The following is a 20,329-nucleotide window of genomic DNA, read 5'->3' as shown; positions in this document are numbered from 1 at the left end:
GGCTCCACCGGCACCGCCCAAGCCAAAAAACACGCCCTCGAAACCGCCGGAGTCAAAGTCGGCAAAACACCATCCGAAACCGCCACACTCGCGCGGGAGCTGTACCAGTCCCTGTAGACAGGGAACCTGACGCAAATGGGGGCCGGGCGCCGCAGGTGCCCGGCCCCTGGCGTTGACAAAGATGTGGGGCCGTGGGGAAACCAACCGCCCGGGTGAAGCGTCTAAGAGCCAGCGCTTGACGGACTGGGCGTGCGCTAACGTTGCCAGCCCGGGGGCGCACAGTCGGGGAGACTAGGACTGGCCGCGCGTTGAACAGCAGACCACGACAGGAGAACAACGGATGACCTTCCCGAGCGGCGCGCCGGGTGGATTCCCGGGCCAGGGCCCGCAGCAGCCGCAACAGCCTTACCCCGGGGCGGCTCCGTCCACAGGCGGGGGTCCCAAGCTTGCCCTCCCGCAGATCCTCTTGCTGGTGACCGCCGGCCTCGGCGTCCTGAGCCTCTTCCTTGCCTTCGCGAACCTCGCCGGAAGTGTCAGCTTCTACAGCGGCGGCTTCGCCTGGGTCCCGGCCTTGCTGCTCATCTGCGGCCTCACGGCGGTGCTCGATCTGCTGCCCGGAGAGCAGAAGTCCGGTCCGTGGCCTGCGATTCTGGCTGTGGGCACGGTGCTGCCGTTCATGTTCACCGTGTTCTCCGTCGATGCCAGCCTTCAGGCCGGCGGTGTCATGGTCCTGATCTTCAGCATCCTGCAGATGCTGGCGGCGGTGGGGGCGTACCTGTTCGGCGCCGGAATCCTCAAGCCGCCGACACCGGGGCAGCCAGGCCCCTACGGCCAGCCGGGTCCGTACGGCCAGCAGCAGTTCGGCCAGCCCCAGTTCGGCCAGGCGCCTGCGCCGGACCAGTCCGGTGGCATCCCGCAGCCGACGAAGTTCGCACAGCCGGTTTCGCCGCAGCCGGGGCAGCAGCCGACCACCTACGCGCCCCAGCACGGCCAGTTCTTCCAGCAGCAGCCGGAAGGTGGCCAGCCGAACCAGCCGGGCAGTCCGCCCAGCGGTTTCGGCCAGCCCAACAGCTGACCGACAACGATCAGCAACGTCGCCCGTGGCCATGCCACGGGCGACGTTGCTTTTTCGTGGGTCCTCAACCGGGTGGGGTGTGAGCGCCGTTATCCGGTAACGGCGGCGTGGCACACCCGGCTGGTGCATCACAAATGCGATGGTCAGGGCATGGACCTGCTCACCACCCACCCGCGCGCCGCGGATGTGGACCACGGTGAACATGTGTCGCCCGGCGCCCGGGTGCGGGCGCTGCTCGCCGCGGCGCTGGGCCCGCTCATCACCGGTTACGCGGCTGTCGCGGCACTGCTCGCCCTGGTGACCGCCATCGCCACCCGGTCACAGTTCTCCGCGTCCGGTGTGCTGCTGGCCGCCGGTCCGAGCTGGCTCGCCGCGTATCAGGTGCCACTGCACATCGATGGCGTGCCGCTCGGCATCCTGCCGCTCGTGCCGACGATCGGGGTCATCGTCGTGGTGGCGCGTACCGCGGCCGGCACGGCGCAGCGTTTGTGTTGCACACAGCCGCGACAGGCTCTACCAATTCTCGCGACGATCGCGGGTGCGCACGCGCTGCTCGGTATCGCGATCGCGGTTCTGTCCAGTGGCAGCGCGGTGAGTGTGGAGCCGGTGTTGGCCGCCGGGGTACCCGCACTCCTGGCCGGCGGCGCGGCAGTAATCGGGGTCGCACGCCGCTGCGGCCTCGTGCCAGCCGTGAGCCGCTACCTGGACCCGCTCGCCGTGCGCGGCCTGCGCGCTGGTGCGCTGGGGCTGCTCGCGTTGTTGACCGCTGGTGGGCTCACCCTCCTCATCGCGATGGCATTGTCGGCGTCGACGGCTGCGCGGCTTTTCGCCGGCAACGCGCCGGGCCCCGGCAGCGGGGCGGGCATGTTGCTGCTGTCGATCGGCTACGTCCCCAATGCGACCGTTCTGGCCCTTGGTTTCGTGACCGGACCGGGGCTGTCGATCGGCACGGTGTCGGTCAGCCCGTTCGCGTTCACTGGTGGTGCGGTGCCCGGTGTGCCGTTGCTGGCGGCACTTCCGGAGCAGTATTCCCTGTGGTGGCCGGCGTTTCTCGTGCTTCCGGCGCTGGCCGGGGCATTGGTCGGGTGGACACTGCGTGGCAGCCACGAGGACCCCGTCGCTCGGCTCCGCACCGTCGGAGTGGCCGGCGCGCTGGTCGGCTTCGGCACCGTGGTGGTCGGCACCCTTGCCGGTGGCCGCCTCGGTTCTGGCGCCTTCGATCCCGTTTCGATCCCGCTCGGGTTCGTGTCGATCGCGACGTTCCTGTGGATCGCGGTGCCCGGTGGGCTGGTCGCGTGGTTCGCAGGGCCACACCAGCAGGCTGAACCCGAACCCGAACCCGAGCCCGAGCCCGAGCCCGTGCCCGAGTCCGCACAGGAGTCGGAGACCGTCGCGGAGGACACCGCGGCCGACGAAAAGCCGGTGGACGAACCCGAGGCGGCGGATACGGAAACGGACACCGCCGACGAGGACGAGCCCACCGAAGAAGAGCCCGTCGAGGAGCCCTCCGAGGACGAGCCAGAGGACGACGATTTCGAGGACCCGGACGACGAGGGGACCGAGGCGAAGCCGGACACCGAGGCCGCCGAAGACGTAGCCGACCCCGACGACACCGAACCGGACAAAGGCACCCGCGACACCTCTCCGTGAAGATCAACTTCGCGCCGTTTAGGGTGGAGTCACAGGTCAAGCGATATGCGCGCAGCGCACTGCCCGGCAAGGAGACCGTTCTGGCTAGCAGGTTGGAGCTGCCTACCCCCGCGAGGTTGGTGGTACTCGCGTCGGGATCGGGAACCCTGCTACAAGCGGTGCTCGACGCGGCGCGGGAGCCCGCGTACCCGGCGACCGTGGTGGCTGTCGGCGCGGACCGGGAGGGCATCGCTGCCCTCACCCGTGCCGAGCGGGCCGGGATTCCGCAGTTCGCGATCAAGATGAGTGACCATCCCGATCGGGAGGCGTGGGACAAGGCGCTCACCGACGCCGTTGCCGCGTACCGGCCGGACCTGGTGGTCTCGGCGGGTTTCCTGAAGATCCTCGGCTCGCGCTTCCTCGCTCACTTTCCGAACCGGGTGATCAACACTCATCCCGCGCTGTTGCCTGCGTTTCCCGGCATCCGGGCCGTGGCCGACGCGCTGGAGCTCGGCGTGAAGGTCACCGGCTCGACCGTGCACTTCGTTGACGCCGGTGTGGACACCGGGCCGATCATCGCGCAGGAGGCGGTGACCGTGGAGCCCGACGATGACGAAGCGACCCTGCACGAGCGGATCAAGGTGGTGGAGCGCCGGCTGCTCGTTGACGTGATCGCGAAGCTGGGCCGTGCCGGCTGCACGGTGGACGGACGGAAGGTGTGGTTCTCGTGAGTGAGCAGACCCCTGGGGTCGGGCAGCGTCCCGTTCGGCGCGCGCTGATCGGGGTGTCGGACAAGGCGGGCCTGCTGGAGCTCGCGACCGGCCTGCACGCGGCTGGCGTCGAGATCGTGTCCACCGGCGGCACGGCGAAGGTACTGGCCGACGCCGGCGTTCCGGTGACCCCGGTCGAGGACGTCACCGGCTTCCCCGAGTCCCTCGACGGCCGCGTGAAGACCCTGCACCCGCGTGTGCACGCCGGCCTGCTCGCCGACATGACCAAGCCCGAGCACGTGGCGCAGCTGCAGTCGCTGGACATCGCACCGTTCGACCTGCTCGTCGTCAACCTCTACCCGTTCACCAAGACCGTGGCGTCCGGCGCGAGCCCGGAGGACTGTGTCGAGAACATCGACATCGGTGGCCCCGCGATGGTCCGGGGCGCGGCGAAGAACCACGGCTCGGTTGCGGTGGTCGTCGACCCCGGCAGCTACGACTGGGTGCTGGAGCGCGTCCGTGCCGGTGGTTTCGACCTCGCCGAGCGCAAGCGGCTCGCGGCGCGGGCGTTCGCGCACACGGCGGCCTACGACACCGCGGTGGCGTCGTGGTTCGCCAGCGTCCATGCGCCGGTCGACGACTCGGGCTTCCCCGACTTCACCGGCGCTACCTGGGAGCGTGGCGAGGTGCTGCGCTACGGCGAGAACCCACACCAGCGGGCTGCCGTGTACAAGCACTGGCGCAGCGGTCTGGCCCACGCCGAGCAGCTGCACGGCAAGGCCATGTCCTACAACAACTACGTCGATACCGATGCGGCCCGGCGTGCGGCCTACGACTTTGCCGAGCCTGCGGTCGCGATCATCAAGCACGCCAACCCGTGTGGGATCGCGGTCGGGGTCGACGTCGCAGAGGCGCACCGCAAGGCACATGCCTGTGACCCGGTGTCGGCCTACGGCGGCGTGATCGCCACCAACCGCCCGGTCGACCTGGAGACGGCCGAGCAGATCGCCGACGTGTTCACTGAGGTCGTGCTGGCACCGGACTTCGACGCCGGTGCGCTGGATGTGTTGAAGCGCAAGAAAAACGTGCGGTTGCTGCGCCTGCCCGAGGCCGCGGACGCGGACCCGATCGAGTTCCGGCCCATTTCCGGCGGCATGCTCGTGCAGACGGTCGACAAGATCGACGCACCGGGCGACGACCCGGCGAACTGGACGCTCGCGACCGGCGAGGCCGTTGACGAGGAAACACTGGCCGACCTGGTGTTCGCCTGGCGGGCGATCAGGGCGGTGAAGTCCAACGCGATCCTGCTGGCGAAGGAGCTGGCGACGGTCGGTGTCGGCATGGGCCAGGTGAACCGCGTCGACTCCGCGCGGCTGGCGGTGCAGCGGGCGGGTGACCGCGCGAAGGGCTCGGTCGCGGCTTCCGACGCGTTCTTCCCGTTCCCGGATGGGCTTCAGGTCCTGCTCGATGCCGGTGTCCGTGCGGTGGTGCAGCCGGGCGGCTCGGTGCGCGACGCCGAGGTCATCGCGGCTGCCGAGGCCGCCGGGGCCACTGTCTATCTCACCGGTACCCGGCACTTCGCCCACTGAGCCCGCCTGGCGCGGTCACCTGGCCAGCCGGGTGGCACGTGCCTCGAGGTGCTGCCGTTCGGGTGCGCTGTCCGTGCGCGCGGCTCGCGGCCAGCAGCGCTGGACGGCGTCTTCAGCGGTCGCGAAGTTGCCGAACCGCGCAGCAGTGTGCCGAGGACCTGAGGCACGAGCTCACGCAGCAGGTTCTGCAGGTTGCCGTCTCGTGACGGGTTCATGGTGCGATGGTGCCACCTGCAGGACTTGACACCGCACTTCATCGAACGTATGTTCGATGCATAGCCGTCTTCCCCACGGCGACCAAGAGAACACGAACTCACTGCCTTGAGCAGGGCGTGTTCGTGCTGTTCGCGAGGGGAGGTGATGTTCGATGCCGGGTGCTGCGGTGGCAGAGATCCATGCAGCGCGGTCGGGAGCGCCGAGTGCGCCGTCGTCCGCTGTTGCCCGGCTGGCAGCCCTGCCCGGAGTGGAGACGGCCAGCGGGGTAGCCGCCGCGGCAGCGCAGGCACAGGCCACAGGCCGGGTACTGCCGGTACTTCCTGCCCTCACGGATCTGTTGCCCTGGGGAGGGTTGCGCAGGGGCAGCACGATTGCGGTGCACGGCTCCATCTCGCTGCTTCTGGCGCTACTGGTCGAAGCCACCTCGGTCGGGTCGTGGGCCGCGGTGGTGGGCATCCCGCAGCTCGGGCTGGTCGCCGCACGGCGGCTCGGAGTCGACACGAACCGGCTCGCCCTGGTGCCCCGGCCAGGTGCGGACTTCGCCTCCGCGACCGCCGCCCTGCTCGACGGTGTGGATGTGGTGGCCACCGGCCCGCCGGGCAGGTTCGGCGGGACCCAGACCGCACGGCGACTGTCCGCTCGAGTCAGGAATCGTGGGGCGGTGCTGCTGGCACTTGGCCCCTGGCCTGGTGCCGAGGTGGAACTGCGCAGCACGCCGGTGAGCTGGAGCGGTCTCGGCGATGGCCATGGCTACCTGCGGGAATGTGAGGTCGTCGTGGATGTCGCCGGGCGCGGGGCGGCCGCGAGGCCGTTCCGGTCGTCCCTGTTGCTGCCCGGGCCTGGTGGAGTGGTGACGCAGGCACCGGGTCGTATCGCGGAGCCGCCCATCGCCGTCGAGGGGGTGCAGGCGGGATGAACGCTACCGAGGTGCGTATGGGCCCGCCCCGGATGCTGGTCCTGTGGTGCCCGGACTGGCCGGTGGTCGCCGCCACTGCCGCTGCAGGCTTGCCCGCTCACCTGCCGGCTGCTGTCTTCGTGGCCAACCGGGTCGTCGCGGGTTCGGCGGTGGCGCGAGCCGCTGGGGTCCGGAGGGGCATGCGGCGTAGGGAAGCTCAGTCCAGGTGCCCCGAGATCGCGGTGTTCGGTGACGATCCGGACCGAGACGCGCGGCTGTTCGAGCCCATCGCGGCGGCGATGGAGGAGCTGATCGTCGGCGTGGAGATCGTCCGGCCGGGGCTGGTGGCGGTGCCGATCAGCGGTGCGGCGGGGTATTTCGGCGGCGAGCACCGGCTCGTCGAGTTGCTCGTCGACCACGTGTCCGGCGTGGCGGGTGTGGAGTGTCAGGTCGGGGTTGCCGACGGGTTGTTCGCCGCCACGTTGGCCGCGCACCGGTCCGTTCTCGTCGGTCCAGGAGAGACGGAGGGATTCCTCGCACCGCTGAGCATTGCCGAGCTCGACCAACCCGACTCCGACCGGGCAGAGCTGGTGGACTTGTTGCGGCGCTTGGGATTGCGCACGCTCGGTGCGTTCGCTGTCTTGCCCGAGCGGGACGTGGTAGGCCGCTTCGGCAGCCTGGGCGTGCTCACACACCGGCTCGCCAATGGCCAGGATGAGCGGCCGCCCCATCGGCGGCGCCCACCACCGGAGCTGTTCGCCACCAAGACGTTCGACCCACCGCTCGAACGGGTCGACGCCGCCGCGTTCATGGCGAAGGCGCTGGCCGCGCGCTTTCACTCCGGGCTGGCCGCCCGCGGTCTCGCCTGCACCCGGCTGGGTATCTACGCCACCACCGAACACGGCGAGGAGCTCAACAGGGTCTGGCGGTGCGCGGAGCCGCTCACTCCGGAGGGCATTGCCGATCGTGTGCGGTGGCAGTTCGAAGGCTGGCTGCGGGCAGGCACAGGGGGGCCGACGGCCGGCGTCACCGAGCTGCGGCTCGAACCGGAGGAGACGGTCGAAGGACGGTCGCTGCAGCTCGGGCTGTGGCCTGGCAGTTCTGGCAATGAGCACACGCCGGAGTCGGATCGCGCTGCACGTGCTCTGGTCCACGTGCAGGGATTGCTCGGGCCGGACAGTGTCCTCACCGCTGTCCCGCATGGTGGGCGGGGGCCGGCGGAACGCATGCGCCTCATTCCGTGGGGCGAGCAACGCACCCCCGCCGAAGGTCACGACGCGCCGTGGGGGGAACAGCTTCCCGGCCTGTCTCCGGCCACGGTCTTCGCGGAACCGGTTCCCGCTTTCGTCGTCGATGCGGCCGGTGCGGAGGTGAGCGTCACCGACCGGTACGTGGTCACCGCTGCTCCACGGCAGGTGACCGTCGCCGGTGGTGCTCCGCGCCGGGTGCTCGGCTGGGCAGGGCCGTGGCCGATACTCGCGCGCTGGTGGGCACCGGAGGGAGTGGGGACCTGCGCGCGGGTACAGGTGGTTCTCGAAGGCGTGGAGTCAGACCAGGCCGATACGGCACTACTACTGAACTGGCAGGCACAGCGAAGTCCGTTGTGGACAGTAGAAGGGATGTACGACTAGTGGGTGAGGAGTACTTCTCCGGCAAGGCCGATCCGGCGTCGGACGAGAACCTGTTGTGGGCGGGATTGGCTGCGCTGTGGCGAACGCACACCGGGCACGGCATCGACGATCTGGTCATCCCGTTGCCCCGGACATCACCGGAGAATCGCGAGTAACGTCATGGGCTGGAACAATCCACCGGTTCCGTGGCGGGACCTCGAACGCACCTTGTCGGGGCGAGGGGAACCGTGGGACAAGGCAGGCGACGGCAACGACAGCCCCGCCTGGGGGCGCCAGCGTGAACGGTACCTGCGGCCCGCGGACCTCAGGCCGCCGCGCCGGGACGATCACACCGGTGCCGTCCCCCGAGTGCCTTATGCGGAGCTGCACTGCCATTCGAACTTCAGTTTCCTGGACGGGGTAAGCCATCCCGAGGAACTGGTCGAGGAGGCGGTCCGGCTCGAGCTCGATGCCATTGCCATCACCGACCACGACGGCATGTACGGGGTGGCGCGCTTCGCCGAGGCCGCCCGCGAGGTCGGTTTGCGCACGGTATTCGGCACTGAGCTGAGCCTCGGGCTCGACGGTCCGCAGAACGGGGTCGCCGACCCCGTAGGCGAGCACCTGTTGTTGCTGGCGAAGGGTGAGGCCGGATATGCCGGCCTCTGCCGGGCGATCACCGCTGGGCAGCTGCGGGGCCACGACACGGAGCTGCCGCCCGCAGAGCGGGCCGAGAAAGGCAGGCCGGTGTACGACCTCGACGCGATCGCGAGCGAGGTCGCCGGGACGTGTGCGGTGCTCACCGGATGCCGGAAGGGAGCCGTCCGGCGCGCGTTGGTCGAGCACGGTCCGGAGGCGGCGGCCGTCCGGCTGCGGGAACTGGTCGACAGGTTCGGCAGGCAGGACGTGTACGTCGAGCTGATCGACCACGGTAGGCCGCTCGACAGTACGCACAACGACATTCTGGCCGGGCTCGCCGCCGAGCTGGACCTGCCGACCGTGGCCACCAACGCGGTGCATTACGCCACGCCGCAACGGGCGTACCTGGGGCAGGCCGTTGCCGCGATCCGGGCCCGCCGTGGTCTGGACGAGATGGAGGGCTGGCTCGCAGCGGCCGGTACCGCGCATCTGCGTTCCGGGGCTGAGATGCAGGCCAGGTTCGCCCGCTATCCGGGTGCTGTGCAACGAGCTGCCCTACTCGGCGAGCAGTACGCGTTTCCGCTGCATCTCGTCGCGCCGGAGCTGCCCCCGTTCGAGGTTCCCCCTGGGCTCGACGAGGCGAGGTTCCTACGGGAGAAGACCAACGAAGGGGCACTGAAGCAGTACGGAACGCGAGACCAGAACCCGCGTGCCTACCGGCAGCTCGACCACGAGTTGGAGATCATCGAGCGGCTGGGCTTCCCCGGCTACTTCCTGATCGTGTGGGACATCGTGGAGTTCTGCCACCACAACGACATCCTGTGCCAGGGGCGAGGATCGGCGGCGAACTCGGCGGTCTGTTACGCCCTCGGCATCACGAAGGTCGACCCGGTGAAGTGGCGGCTGCTCTTCGAACGGTTCCTCGCTCCGGACCGGGACGGCTATCCCGACATCGACCTGGACATCGAATCCGACCGGCGGGAGGAGGTGATCCAGTACGTCTACCGCAAGCATGGCAGGCTGCGCACCGCGCAGGTGGCGAATGTGATCACCTACCGGGCCCGGTCGGCCGTGCGCGATGCGGCCAGGGCACTCGGGCACTCGCCGGGGCAGCAAGACGCATGGAGCAAGCAGATCGACCGCTGGGGCCCGGTGCACCACACCCGGCGGGAGAAGGACCACGACATCCCGGACACGGTGCTGGCACTCGCGGCCGCGCTGGAGGATTTTCCGCGTCATCTCGGGATCCACTCGGGTGGGATGGTCATCTGCAACCGGCCGGTGAGTGAGGTCTGCCCGATCGAGTGGGCGCGGATGGAGAATCGCAGCGTTCTGCAGTGGGAGAAGGACGACTGTGCTTCGGTCGGGCTGGTCAAGTTCGACCTGCTCGGCCTCGGCATGCTGTCAGCGCTGCACTACATGATCGACCTGGTGCGCGAGCACCAGGGCATCGAGATCGACATCAGCAAGCTGCCACTCAAGGACGAGAACGTCTACGCCATGCTCCGCCGCGCCGATGCGATCGGTGTGTTCCAGGTGGAGAGCCGGGCACAGCTGGCCACCCTGCCCCGACTTGCCCCGAAGAAGTTCTACGACCTGGCCATCGAGGTCGCACTCATCAGGCCAGGACCCATTCAGGGCGGGTCGGTCCACCCCTATATCCGTCGCTACACCAAAAAGGAGGAATGGAAGCACGATCATCCGCTGCTGGAGAACGCGCTGGAGAAGACGTTGGGTGTGCCGCTGTTCCAGGAACAGATGATGCAGATCGCCCTCGACGTCGCGGACTTCACCGCCGCTGAGGCCGACGAGCTCCGGCACGCCATGGGTGCCAAACGGTCGGGCCGCAAGATGGAGCGGCTACGGCAGCGGTTCTATGCCGGGGCTGCGCGTAAAGGCGTGGACGAGGAGATGGCGGAGCACATCTTCCAGAAGATGCGGGCATTCGCCAACTTCGGCTTCCCGGAAAGCCACGCGCTGAGCTTCGCCTACCTGGTGTTCGCCAGCGCGTTCTTCAAGTACTACCACCCGGAGGCGTTCTGCGCGGGGCTGCTGCGTGCGCAGCCGATGGGCTTCTACTCGCCACAGTCGCTGGTCGCGGACGCCCGGCGGCACGGCGTCACGGTACGCGGCCCCGACATCAACGCCAGCCTGCCACATCCCACGCTGGAACCCATGGGTGACGGGAAGCCGGGACTTGCCGTGCGGATCGGGCTCAGTACGGTGCGCACGCTCGGCAAACCGCTGGCGGAGAAACTCGTGGCCGAGCGGCTCGACAATGGTCCATACCGCGAAATGGCCGACGTGGCGAGGCGGGTCCGGTTGACCACACCGCAGGTCGAGGCACTCGCGACCGCGGGCGCTTTCGGCTGTTTCGGCAGCGACCGGCGCCGGGCGCTCTGGGCCGCGGGCGCCGTCGCCGAAGAACGACTGGAGAAGTTGCCGGGGAGCACGCTCGGCGTCACCGCACCCACCCTGCCCGGTATGGACGACCTCGACCAAGCCGCCGCCGATGTGTGGGCCACCGGCTTGTCCCCGGACAGCTTTCCCACCCAGTTCATCCGTGATCGCCTCGATGCGCTCGGGGTGGTGACCGCGCAGGGGCTGCAGGACATCGAGAGTGGCAGGCGGGTGCTCATCGGGGGCGCGGTGACGCACCGGCAGCGTCCGGCCACCGCGGGAGGAATCACGTTCCTCAACATCGAGGACGAGACCGGCATGGTCAATGTCATCTGCACCGCAGGGGTTTGGCAGCGCTACCACCGGGTCGCCCGTTCCAGCCCGGCGATGCTGATCCGCGGGGTGGTCGAACGGGCGGACGGCGTGGTGAGCCTGCTCGCGGATCGCCTGCAACACCTGCCCATGCGGATCACACAACGATCACGGGACTTCCGGTGAACCGGCGGTCAGTCGGCTGCGATGTGCCATGCTGGCTGTATGCACGAGCCCGAGGTGAACGAGGACTATCGCGATGCCGTTCTACCCGGGGCCCAGTGGGAGAAACGTCAGTTCGTGCGCTGCGACTTCACCGATGCCGACCTGCGGGGGCTCGTGACCCGCGGGTGCACGTTCGACGAGTGCAACTTCAGCCGCGCCGACCTCGGCGATTCCCGGCACAGTTCGTCGGCGTTCCGCTCGTGCACGTTCAACCGCACCGTGCTCGGCGGTTCCGACTGGACCGGTTGCTCGCTGCTCGGATCGTCCTTTCTGGACTGTCGGCTACGGCCGGTCACCTTACGGGACTGCGATCTGTCGCTGGTTTCACTCGGTGGCGCAGACCTGAGGGGGTGCGATCTGTCGGGCCTGCGGCTACGCGAAGCCAACCTCACCGACGCCAAGCTGACCAAGGTGGATCTGCGTGGTGCCGACCTCACCGGCACACGCCTGCTGGGTGCCTCGCTGGCCGATGCCGACCTGCGAGGCGCTCGCCTGGACGCCAATGGGCTCCGGCACGCCCAGCTCACCGGTGTGCACATCGATCTCGACACCGCGGTCGCCTATGCCGCGGCGCACGGCCTCATCGTGCACTGACGGCGAGGCCGTGCGCGCCACGATCAGTCGATGGGCGGTTCGCCAGGCTCCAGCTCGATGAGGTCGCCCTCGGCGAGCAGCTCCTCGATCGAAGCCGGCAGCAGGTAGGCGGCGCCCCCGCCGGGCTGGTTGAACCACGGGATCGCCACACCGGCGAGCGCTTCGAGCGGGCGCTGCACGCGGTACAGGTGGTACGGGCGGCTGACCCATTCCGGCACCAGCGAGCGCTCCTCGAACGGCGTGCCGGCCGCGTAGGTGAGGTTGCCGTTCGCCCCGCCGAAGCGGTCGAGCTCACTGCCGATCGGCAGCGTCCGCATCTCCTTACCGCGGAACAGCGTGAGCGGCGGTTCGCCTGGCATCGGTTGGATCGGCCACTGCTGCTGGCCGCCCGACTGCCGCGGCTCCGGCTTTTCGGCAGGTCGACCGCCCTCGGCGCGCCGTTGTGGCGCGGCGCCGGTTGGTATTGCGGCGCCGGTCGGTACCGCGTCGCCCAGTCCGCGGCGCCCCACAGGGGCGTGCTCGCGAGGCGGGGCCGGGGGCACGTGACGCGGGGGAGCGCCGTCGGCGGGACCGGCCTCGCGCGTTGCGGGTGGCCGCATGCCCGTCGCCTGTTCCGGCGAGAGGGTCGCGGTCACGGGCCGCGGCGGCGGTGGGGCAACGGCAGGTGGTGGTGGGGCAGGCCGTTCCTCTTGCACCGGCGCCGGCGGCGGCACCTCGCCCACACCGCCGGGCGCGAGCAGTACCTTGCCGAGCATGAACGCGGCGGCATCGCCGACGTCGCCGAAGACGGCGGGACTCGTCAGCTCGCCGTCGTACCAGCCGACACGCCAGCCATCACCCACCTGCTCGATGCTCCAGCCACGCGCAGCCGGTGCTCCGATGCGATACGCCTCTTCCGGGATACCCAGCTCCTCGAGCTTCTCCTCCAGGTCGTTGAGCGCAGGCTCGTCGTACCGCGGCGGTGCAGGTGCCAGCGCGAACTGGGTCGGGGGCCCGCCGTCGTCATCCAGCTCGGCGCGACCCGGCCGCGGCTGAGCCTCCGTGACCTGCCGCGAGGGCGGCGTGACCTGTCCCTCCTCGCCGCTGTCCGGTTCCAATGCCGGTGGTGTGAGGGTGGTCGGCGGGCCGCCGTTGAGCTCGGCCAGCTCCGGCAGGTCGGGAACGGCCGTGAACGTCGTCGCCGGCTCCGCTTGCGCGGCTTGTTCCTGCTCCGCGTACTCGTCGGTGGTGTATTCCGCGGTGTCGTCGTCGGCAAGTTCGTGCGGCTCCGCGAGCGGCGGCTCGTCGAGCCTCGCAGGCTCGGCCAGCTGGGTGCGCTCGGCGCCATGATCGCTGAAGTACTCGTCGAACGGTGGCTCATCGACCGCCATCGGCGGAGCGGGTTCGGGTGCCGCCTCCGGAGCGGGCGCCGGTGGCGCAGGTGGTGGCGGCGTGGACCGCTGCTGTGCCTGCTGGCCGCGGGTGATGTGCGTCGCCGCCGCCTGCCGCACCGCGTCCGGGACGTCGGGGATGCTGAACCCGTTGGCACGGATGTGCTGCGTCAGGTCGGGCTCGGGAGCGATGCCGTACTCCCTGAGGTAGTAGTTCACCGCCGCGGGCCAGATCCAGGAACCATCGCTGTGAAACGCGATGGGCACCGTGCTCTCGGGGGTGTTGGCGAGCCGGTCGATGTCGTAACCGCGGCCCGGGACCACCACGGGTGCGCCGTCCAGGTAGTCCAGCAGCCGGCTCTGCTCCTCCGCGTCCAGCTCAGGGCGGTTGATCACCGGACCGTTGGGACCGGCGCCGTCGAAGATGCGAGCCAACCGGAATCGCGGCCCCGGCCGCTCCGGCCCGAGACCCGCCATCCTGCGCATCAGCCAGTCCGGCACGTTCTCCTCCGAGCGCGGGAACATCCGCAGCTCGTCGGCGTAGGCCTGGGGTGGCGGAGCCAGGTCCCAGTCGGGTTCCTCGCGGTCGTACTCCAGGTTGTAGCTCGAAGGGTGGTCGAGCTGGTAGCGCGCGTTGAACCAGGTGCCGCGGCCTTCGCGGTACATCCCAGCGCGCAGCCGGCCGAACAGTGTCGCGATGTCGTGGGTCGCCATCCACTCCTGGGTGGCGCCGTCGGCAGCGACCACTTCGCCGGTCAGCTCGTGGAACCTCCCCACGGCGCGGTACTCCGCGGTCACCCGCCGCCAGTCGCGCGGGGCCGCCCGCAGCAAGGAGAGGCCGATCTGCTTGACCAGGGTGTCCTGCTCGGTTGCGTTCAGCTGGGTCGGAAGTGCCACGAGAACATCTTGGCTAATCGATGCCAGCAATGCACGGCACACTGGCACATCCATGTCGTTCTATCTGATGCGACAATGCTCGCGCCAATCGCGGGCCGGGCAGCGTGTCGGGACCCGCCATAGGCACCGGCAACGGCCATCGATGGCTACTACAAGCGCAGGTTCGCAGCCGAAAAATCGCACGAACGGAGCAAGGCTGCCCATACCCGACGGGACTTGGTGGGAGGGGCGCAGTCCGGGCTCGCCATGGCGCGAATCGCGTACTCACGCCGGTATCGTCGGTGTGGCGATGCTCACCGTGGGTGGTCGCTGGGCGGGGGATGGTCGCGCCGCACGGCTTTGGAACAATCGGTTTCGTGACGGCGACGATTCTCGACGGCAGGGCCACCAAGGACGCCATCTTCGCGGAGCTCGCTCCGCGGGTGGCCGCGCTCGCCGAACGGGGGATCACCCCCGGACTGGCGACTGTCCTGGTCGGCGACGACCCCGGCTCGCACGCCTACGTGCGGATGAAGCATGCGGACAGCGCGAAGGTCGGCGTGAACTCGATCCGGCGTGATCTGCCAGGGGACATCTCGCAGGCCAAGCTCGAAGCGGTGATCGACGAGCTCAACGCCGACCCCGCGTGCACCGGCTACATAGTGCAACTGCCGCTGCCCGCGCACCTCGACTCCGGCGCGATCCTCGAGCGGATCGCCCCCGAGAAGGACGCCGACGGGCTCGCGCCGGTCAGCCTCGGCAGGCTGGTACTCGGCAAGCCGGGGCCGCTGCCCTGCACGCCGCTCGGCATCGTGCAGCTGCTGCGCCGCTACGACGTCCCGCTGGACGGCGCGCAGGTCACGGTGGTCGGCAGGGGCATCACGGTGGGCCGGACGCTGGGCCTGCTGCTGACGCGCCGGAGCGAGAATGCGACCGTCACCCTGTGCCACACGGGCACGCGTGACCTCGCGGCCGAGGTCCGCAGGGCCGACATCGTGGTCGCCGCGGCCGGATCTCCTGGACTGATCACTCCCGACATGATCAAGCCCGGCGCTGCCGTGCTGGACGTGGGTGTCTCCCGTGTCGACGGCGAGCTCGCCGGTGATGTCGCGCCCGGCGTCGTCGAGGTGGCCGGCTACGTGGCGCCGAACCCCGGCGGGGTCGGCCCGATGACGCGGGCGATGTTGATCTCCAACGTCGTCGAGGCCGCCGAACGGGCCGCGGCGGGGTGAGCGTGGCTACGCCCCGGCCGGGCCGACGGCGCCAGTTGCTCACCCACCTGCCGTTCGCGCTGGTGCTGGCGCTCGTGGCGATCGCGGCGATGCGGATCGGCATGTACCACTGGCGGCAGGGCGCCACGCTGATCGGAGGCGCCCTGCTGGTGGCCGCGGTGTTGCGGGCGGCGCTGTCCGACGAGCAGGCGGGGCTGCTGAGGATTCGCGGCCGCGCCATCGACGTGCTCAGCTACGTCGGCCTCGGCCTGCTGATCCTCTTCGTCGCACTGACCATCACCGGCGGCCCACTCGGCTGAGCTCGGGCAGGCCCGCTAGACCCGCGCGGGACTCGCCACCGGGACAGCGAGGGCGGCGGCCTCCTCAGCCAGCGCGGCGTTCTCGCGCCGGTCGAGACCGGCCGACACCACAGCCAGGGCCAGGCCCAGCGCGGCGAGTAGCGCTCCGACCCAGTTCGGTGCGACGAGCCCCATGCCCGCGGCGATCACCAGACCGCCCAGGTAGGCGCCGATCGAGTTGGCGATGTTGAACGCCGACTGCACGGCCGCCGACACCAGCGACGGCGCTCCGCCGGCCTTCTCCATCACGCGGGCCTGCATGATCGGACCGACCATGAACGCCGCCACCCCAACGAAGAAGATCGTCATCGCCGCACCGATCTGGCTGTGTGCGGTAACCGTGAACGCCACGAGCACGACACCGAGCGCGACCAGCGAACTCAGCAGCGCCGGAATCGGTGCCCGGTCGGCCAGCCGGCCGCCGAGGTAGTTGCCCAGCGTCATGCCGACACCGGCCAGTGCCAGCAGAAGGGTGACCGTGGCCGGCTCGAACCCGGCGACGTCGGTCATCATCGGCGTCACGTAGCTCAGGCAGGCGAAGCCGCCACCGAGACCGAACGTGACGATCGCGAGCGCGAGCCACACCTGCGGGCGGCGGAAGGCGGCGAGCTCACCGCGCAGCGACGGCTGCACCGGGCGTCCCTGGTGGGGCACCAACTTGGCGATGGTGAGCAGGGCGATGCCACCGATCACGGCGACGAGCAGGAACGTCGTCCGCCAGCCGACCTCCTGACCGAGCAGCGTGCCCAGCGGCACGCCGATGACATTGGACAGCGTGAGACCCATGAACATCATCGAGACGGCCTTGGCCCGATCACCGGGACCGACGAGGCTCGTCGCGACGACCGCACCGGCGCCGAAGAACGCGCCGTGGGGAAGGCCGGCGAGGAACCGGAAGACGACCCCGAACTCGTGGTTCGGCGCGAAGGCGAACAGCGTGTTGCCGACGATGAACAGGCCCATCATGGACAGCAACATCGTCTTGCGGGGAAGGCGCACGGCGACGGCGGTGAGCAGCGGGGCGCCCACCACCACGCCGAGCGCGTAGGCGGAGATGAGGTAGCCGGCGGCGGGGATGGACACGCCGAAGTCGGCGGCGGCTTCGGGCAGCACGCCCATCATCACGAATTCGGTGGTACCGATGCCGAAGGCACCGATGGCGAGCGCGAGCAGCGCTACGGGCACAGCACTCCCTCCAGGGAAACTGGAAACTGGATCGATCAAGATGGCGCACAAAAGATTTCGCGCACAAAGAAAGACACCCAGCTTTTGACCCCACTGTCGCTGGGCTGTCCTCAATCCAGTCTCAACATGGCGGGGCGGCTCTGTCATCCCGTCGGCGGGTGACGATCCACACCCGGCGAGGCTGTAACGCGCTGGCCTAGTGTCGCGCCGCCAGGATCCCGTTCAGTAGGTCGGGGCAGAGCTCGTCGAGTTCCTTGCGCCGCAACCAGTTCAGCCGCGTCGTGCCTTGCGCCCGGGACGCGATGATCCCGGCCTCGCCCAGGGTCCGCAGGTGGTGCGCCAGTGTGGACTTGCTCACCGAGACGGCGAAGCCGCTGCAGGCGATCTCGCCGTCCTCCCGCGTCTGCTGGCTGTACGCCGTCATCGCGGCCATCACCGTGACGCTCTGCTAATGCCTGTCGCGGCGAGCAGTGTGCTGGGTGCAGCCAGCATTCTGTTCGTGTGAGGGATCGCGACCTGGTCGTTGTCGCCGAGCGGAGCGGGCCTTCTACTCTCGCTCAATGCCTCGGCGAGCTACCTCGGGGTCGGGTTGACCGGGGTGGTCGGCGGTGTGGTCCTGCAGCATGGCGGGCCCGCGCTACTAACCGAGGTCGCCGCCGTACTGACCGCTGCCGGCGGGCTGTTCGCCGTGCTCGGGCTGCGTGAGCGGCGCCCCGGAAGTCACCGGGACTGCTTCCTCATTCGGTGTGTGCCTCGACCTCGCAGTCGGGACCGGGGAACATCAGTCCTTCGTGACCGTCGGAAAAACGCACCAGGTAAGGCGGGCCACCGTTCTCGCCCCGCACCTCGACGATTTCGCCCTCTTGCTCGGCGGCGCCCACAGTTCGCCCGTGTACGAGAATCCGATCTCCAATGGATGCTTGCATCGTTGACCACCTCCGTTACGAACCAGGGTAGGAGCAGCGCGAATGGCAGTCGAGCCGTTCGCCGTCCGGCTGCGGGGAGGCAGCGCAACTACACTCGGTCGTCACCGAGGAGGAGAGCTGTCCATTATGGATGTACGAACGGCGGCCCTAGACGAGCTGGGCTGCTGCCTTCGCGAGCTGTTCCAGGTACCGCGGTTCCGTGCGGTGCGGCAGGTTGAACACCAGGAGGTCGGCACCGGCCTCGCGGTAGCCCGCGGCTTCCTCGACGGCGGGTTCGATGCCCTTGTCGGCATGCACCCGGACGTTGACCGAGCAGGTGATCTCCGCCGGATCGCGGCCGGCGTCGGCGCAGTGCGCGACCAGGATCTCCTTCAGGTCGAGCCAGTGCCGGGGTGATTCGGGCACGGCGTTCCACTGCTGCGCCCAGCGCGCTGCCGCGCGCAGCGTGCGCTTCGGTCCCCGGCCACCGATCGTGATCGGTGGGTGCGGCCGCTGCACCGGCTTGGGTTCACAGCGTGCATCGGTGAGCCGGACGTGGCGGCCGTGCAGCGTCGTGGTGGGTTGGCTCAGTAGCCCGATGATGGCTTGCACGCCCTCGTCGAACAGGTCGAACCGCTCACGCAGCGGCGGCAGTTCGATGCCGTAGGCGTCGCATTCCTGCTGGTTCCAGCCGGCGCCGAGGCCGAGTTCGAGGCGCCCGCCGGAGATGACGTCGGTCGTCGCGGCCATGTTCGCCAGCACGGCGGGATGGCGGTAGATCATGCCGGTGACCTGGCAGCCGATGCGGATGCGCCGGGTGGCCTGAGCCAGCGCGGCGAGCATCGTCCAGCCCTCCAGGTTCGGCGCGGTCACGTCGCCGGAGAGCGGGTAGAAGTGGTCCCAGTTCCACGCCGACTCGAACAGTTCGATGTCGTCCGCGGCCTGCCACACCGCCAGCAGCTCCGCCCAGGTGGTGTGTTCGGGCTTGGTCTTGATCGCCAGGCGCATGTCTCGATCCTCCTCCGCGGCGACGCTACGCCGCGTGCGCAGGCCCCGGCAGGCGACGTAGATTGCGGGTCAGTCGCCCCTGGCGCCGACGGTCTGCGTACCAGTGGGTAACCAGGGGGAGGCGACACCGGCGCGGCTTAGCAGTACGCTTGTACCGCTATCACGTGCCGAAGACAAACGCGAAGATCCGCGTAGGACCTGCTGCAGGGTCCGACCATCGAACAGTGAGGAGCCGCGCCGCTCATGGCCAAGATCAAGGTCGAGGGCACCGTCGTTGAACTCGACGGCGATGAGATGACCCGCATCATCTGGCAGTTCATCAAGGAAAAGCTGATCCACCCGTACCTGGACGTCAACCTCGAGTACTACGACCTGGGCATCGAGGAGCGCGACCGGACGAACGACCAGATCACGGTCGACGCGGCGAACGCGATCAACAAGCACGGTGTCGGCGTCAAGTGCGCCACCATCACCCCGGACGAGGCGCGGGTCGAGGAGTTCGGCCTGAAGAAGATGTGGCTGTCGCCGAACGGCACCATCCGCAACATCCTCGGCGGCGTCATCTTCCGCGAGCCGATCGTCATCCGGAACATCCCGCGGCTGGTGCCGGGCTGGACGAAGCCGATCATCATCGGCCGTCACGCGCACGGCGACCAGTACAAGGCCACCAACTTCAAGGTTCCCGGCCCTGGCACGCTGACCATCACCTACACGCCCGAGGACGGCTCCGAGCCGATCGAGTTCGACGTCGCGAAGTTCCCCGAGGGCGGCGGCGTCGCGATGGGCATGTACAACTACCGCAAGTCGATCGAGGACTTCGCGCGCGCCTCGCTGCAGTACGGCCTCGACCGACAGCTACCGGTCTACATGTCGACCAAGAACACCATCCTCAAGGCCTACGACGGCATGTTCAAGGACGTGTTCGCGGAGATCTTCGAGGCCGAGTTCAAGGCCGACTTCGACGCAAAGGGCCTGACCTACGAGCACCGGCTCATCGACGACATGGTCGCCGCCGCGCTCAAGTGGGAGGGCGGCTACGTCTGGGCGTGCAAGAACTACGACGGTGACGTGCAGTCCGACACCGTCGCGCAGGGCTTCGGCTCGCTCGGCCTGATGACCTCGGTGCTGCGCACGCCGGACGGCAGGACGGTGGAGGCCGAGGCCGCACACGGCACGGTGACCCGGCACTACCGTCAGCACCAGCAGGGCAAGCCGACCTCGACCAACCCGATCGCCTCGATCTACGCCTGGACGCGGGGTCTGGAGCACCGCGGCAAGCTGGACGGCAACTCCGAGCTGATCGGCTTCGCGACCAAGCTCGAGCAGGTCGTCATCGAGACCGTCGAGAGCGGCAAGATGACCAAGGACCTGGCGCTGCTCGTCGGCAAGGACCAGGCGTTCCAGACCACCGAGGAGTTCCTCGCGACGCTGGACGAGAACCTGGCCAAGAAGATCGCCCAGGGCTGACCTGGCGCTCTGTCACCACTACGACCACGGGGCTCGGCCGGCTGCCTGCCGGCC

At 69.2% G+C, this 20,329-nt stretch carries 17 protein-coding genes and 1 pseudogene; 13 read left to right on the top strand and 5 right to left on the bottom strand.

Translation table 11 applies throughout. The annotated features are described in order from the left end of the window. The 10 genes and pseudogenes from ABZ863_RS27535 to ABZ863_RS27490 all read left to right on the top strand — a co-directional run. Positions 1-117: pseudogene (locus ABZ863_RS27535) on the top strand (succinate--CoA ligase subunit alpha); the annotation flags it as partial. A 223-nt stretch (positions 118-340) separates the two neighbouring features. Further along, positions 341-1,075, top strand: a complete 735-nt coding sequence (locus tag ABZ863_RS27530) for a DUF5336 domain-containing protein (protein WP_358541263.1) — start codon at positions 341-343, stop codon at positions 1,073-1,075. A gap of 150 nt (positions 1,076-1,225) precedes the next feature. Then, complete coding sequence (locus tag ABZ863_RS27525) at positions 1,226-2,725, top strand: DUF6350 family protein (protein WP_358541260.1); 1,500 nt, start codon at positions 1,226-1,228, stop codon at positions 2,723-2,725. 92 nt (positions 2,726-2,817) lie between these two features. Then, positions 2,818-3,435 (top strand): phosphoribosylglycinamide formyltransferase, encoded by a 618-nt coding sequence (purN, locus tag ABZ863_RS27520; RefSeq protein ID WP_358541278.1) that lies wholly within the window; start codon positions 2,818-2,820, stop codon positions 3,433-3,435. Then, positions 3,432-5,003 carry a bifunctional phosphoribosylaminoimidazolecarboxamide formyltransferase/IMP cyclohydrolase gene (gene purH / locus ABZ863_RS27515; RefSeq protein ID WP_358541257.1) on the top strand — a complete coding sequence of 524 codons (1,572 nt, stop codon included), beginning with the start codon at positions 3,432-3,434 and terminating at the stop codon, positions 5,001-5,003. Before purN ends, purH begins: the two co-directional genes overlap by 4 nt. A 382-nt stretch (positions 5,004-5,385) precedes the next feature. Then, positions 5,386-6,135: a hypothetical protein gene (locus ABZ863_RS27510; RefSeq protein WP_358541255.1), complete on the top strand. Its 750-nt coding sequence runs from the start codon at positions 5,386-5,388 to the stop codon at positions 6,133-6,135. Between the two features lie 32 nt (positions 6,136-6,167). After that, positions 6,168-7,745 carry a DNA polymerase Y family protein gene (locus ABZ863_RS27505; RefSeq protein WP_358541275.1) on the top strand — a complete coding sequence of 526 codons (1,578 nt, stop codon included), beginning with the start codon at positions 6,168-6,170 and terminating at the stop codon, positions 7,743-7,745. Next, complete coding sequence (locus tag ABZ863_RS27500) at positions 7,745-7,900, top strand: hypothetical protein (protein WP_358541252.1); 156 nt, start codon at positions 7,745-7,747, stop codon at positions 7,898-7,900. The genes ABZ863_RS27505 and ABZ863_RS27500 overlap by 1 nt, the downstream gene beginning before the upstream one ends. 4 nt (positions 7,901-7,904) lie before the next feature. Next, the gene (locus ABZ863_RS27495; RefSeq protein WP_358541250.1) at positions 7,905-11,261 is read left to right on the top strand and encodes an error-prone DNA polymerase; all 3,357 of its coding nucleotides are present in this window, start codon (positions 7,905-7,907) and stop codon (positions 11,259-11,261) included. A gap of 39 nt (positions 11,262-11,300) precedes the next feature. Further along, the gene (locus ABZ863_RS27490) at positions 11,301-11,894 is read left to right on the top strand and encodes a pentapeptide repeat-containing protein (RefSeq protein ID WP_358541247.1); all 594 of its coding nucleotides are present in this window, start codon (positions 11,301-11,303) and stop codon (positions 11,892-11,894) included. 23 nt (positions 11,895-11,917) lie between these two features. On the opposite strand, the gene ABZ863_RS27485 is transcribed toward ABZ863_RS27490, so the two are convergent. Continuing rightward, positions 11,918-14,161: a TNT domain-containing protein gene (locus ABZ863_RS27485; RefSeq protein ID WP_358541245.1), complete on the bottom strand. Its 2,244-nt coding sequence runs from the start codon at positions 14,159-14,161 to the stop codon at positions 11,918-11,920. 356 nt (positions 14,162-14,517) lie between these two features. Here ABZ863_RS27485 and ABZ863_RS27480 point away from each other — a divergent pair, with 356 nt between their 5' ends. Both ABZ863_RS27480 and ABZ863_RS27475 read left to right on the top strand, forming a co-directional pair. Beyond that, positions 14,518-15,372: a bifunctional methylenetetrahydrofolate dehydrogenase/methenyltetrahydrofolate cyclohydrolase gene (locus ABZ863_RS27480; RefSeq protein ID WP_358541243.1), complete on the top strand. Its 855-nt coding sequence runs from the start codon at positions 14,518-14,520 to the stop codon at positions 15,370-15,372. A 2-nt stretch (positions 15,373-15,374) separates the two neighbouring features. Continuing rightward, on the top strand, positions 15,375-15,671 hold the full coding sequence (locus ABZ863_RS27475; RefSeq protein WP_358541240.1) for a DUF3017 domain-containing protein: 297 nt from the start codon (positions 15,375-15,377) through the stop codon (positions 15,669-15,671). A gap of 15 nt (positions 15,672-15,686) precedes the next feature. Here the strand turns inward: ABZ863_RS27475 and ABZ863_RS27470 are convergent, their stop codons facing one another. The 4 genes from ABZ863_RS27470 to ABZ863_RS27455 all read right to left on the bottom strand — a co-directional run bounded on the left by ABZ863_RS27470 (position 15,687) and on the right by ABZ863_RS27455 (position 18,808). Beyond that, positions 15,687-16,895: an MFS transporter gene (locus ABZ863_RS27470; protein WP_358541237.1), complete on the bottom strand. Its 1,209-nt coding sequence runs from the start codon at positions 16,893-16,895 to the stop codon at positions 15,687-15,689. Positions 16,896-17,091: 196 nt separating this feature from the next. Then, a complete protein-coding gene (locus ABZ863_RS27465; RefSeq protein ID WP_358541234.1) occupies positions 17,092-17,328 on the bottom strand; it encodes a helix-turn-helix domain-containing protein in 237 nt (78 codons plus the stop codon). A gap of 304 nt (positions 17,329-17,632) precedes the next feature. After that, positions 17,633-17,821 carry a DUF1918 domain-containing protein gene (locus ABZ863_RS27460; protein WP_358541232.1) on the bottom strand — a complete coding sequence of 63 codons (189 nt, stop codon included), beginning with the start codon at positions 17,819-17,821 and terminating at the stop codon, positions 17,633-17,635. A gap of 147 nt (positions 17,822-17,968) precedes the next feature. After that, positions 17,969-18,808 (bottom strand): TIGR03560 family F420-dependent LLM class oxidoreductase, encoded by an 840-nt coding sequence (locus tag ABZ863_RS27455; protein WP_358541229.1) that lies wholly within the window; start codon positions 18,806-18,808, stop codon positions 17,969-17,971. Between the two features lie 243 nt (positions 18,809-19,051). Between ABZ863_RS27455 and ABZ863_RS27450 the strand changes: the two genes are divergently transcribed. After that, entirely contained in the window at positions 19,052-20,275 is a 1,224-nt protein-coding gene (locus tag ABZ863_RS27450; protein ID WP_358541226.1) for an NADP-dependent isocitrate dehydrogenase, read from the top strand. Positions 20,276-20,329: the final 54 nt, after the last annotated feature.

The sequence above is a fragment of the Saccharomonospora sp. NPDC046836 genome, from assembly GCF_040645195.1.
Classification (GTDB): Bacteria; Actinomycetota; Actinomycetes; order Mycobacteriales; family Pseudonocardiaceae; genus Prauserella_A.
Note: the sequence above shows the minus strand (reverse complement) of the source record. Positions and strands in the feature narration are given on the sequence as shown.

Excerpts from the sequence above, each read along its gene's own strand:
- ABZ863_RS27530 (WP_358541263.1), top strand. The coding sequence starts at position 341 with ATGACCTTCCCGAGCGGCGCGCCGGGTGGATTCCCGGGCCAGGGCCCG.
- ABZ863_RS27525 (WP_358541260.1), top strand. The coding sequence starts at position 1,226 with ATGGACCTGCTCACCACCCACCCGCGCGCCGCGGATGTGGACCACGGT.
- ABZ863_RS27505 (WP_358541275.1), top strand. The coding sequence starts at position 6,168 with ATGCTGGTCCTGTGGTGCCCGGACTGGCCGGTGGTCGCCGCCACTGCC.
- ABZ863_RS27495 (WP_358541250.1), top strand. The coding sequence starts at position 7,905 with ATGGGCTGGAACAATCCACCGGTTCCGTGGCGGGACCTCGAACGCACC.
- ABZ863_RS27490 (WP_358541247.1), top strand. The coding sequence starts at position 11,301 with ATGCACGAGCCCGAGGTGAACGAGGACTATCGCGATGCCGTTCTACCC.
- ABZ863_RS27465 (WP_358541234.1), bottom strand. The coding sequence starts at position 17,328 with ATGGCCGCGATGACGGCGTACAGCCAGCAGACGCGGGAGGACGGCGAG.
- ABZ863_RS27460 (WP_358541232.1), bottom strand. The coding sequence starts at position 17,821 with ATGCAAGCATCCATTGGAGATCGGATTCTCGTACACGGGCGAACTGTG.
- ABZ863_RS27455 (WP_358541229.1), bottom strand. The coding sequence starts at position 18,808 with ATGCGCCTGGCGATCAAGACCAAGCCCGAACACACCACCTGGGCGGAG.
- ABZ863_RS27450 (WP_358541226.1), top strand. The coding sequence starts at position 19,052 with ATGGCCAAGATCAAGGTCGAGGGCACCGTCGTTGAACTCGACGGCGAT.